The organism is Pseudomonas sp. HY13-MNA-CIBAN-0226 (genome assembly GCF_040310305.1).
GTDB classification, from domain to species: Bacteria; Pseudomonadota; Gammaproteobacteria; order Pseudomonadales; family Pseudomonadaceae; genus Aquipseudomonas; species Aquipseudomonas gregormendelii.
The window spans coordinates 1-245 of sequence record NZ_JBEOPS010000523.1 but is presented as its reverse complement, the minus strand read 5'-3'; the positions used below and the strand labels follow the sequence as shown (position 1 = coordinate 245).

The following is a 245-nucleotide window of genomic DNA, read 5'->3' as shown; positions in this document are numbered from 1 at the left end:
GACCTGGCCTGCGGGCTGACCGAGTTCCCCCGGGAAATTTTCGATCTGGCCGACTCGCTGGAAATCCTCAACCTCACCGGCAACGCCCTGAGCAGCCTGCCCGACGACCTGCACCGCCTGACGCACCTGCGCGTGCTGTTCTGTTCGGACAACGCCTTTACCGAACTGCCGCAATGCCTGGGCCAGTGCGCCAAGCTGAGCATGATCGGCTTCAAGGCCAACCAGATCAGTCAAGTACCCGCCGC

Annotated in this window: 1 protein-coding gene; it reads left to right on the top strand. The window is 63.3% G+C overall.

From position 1 onward, the window contains the following. A partial coding sequence (locus tag AAEZ05_RS29750; RefSeq protein WP_350650234.1) for a leucine-rich repeat domain-containing protein occupies positions 1-245 on the top strand: 245 nt, incomplete at both ends.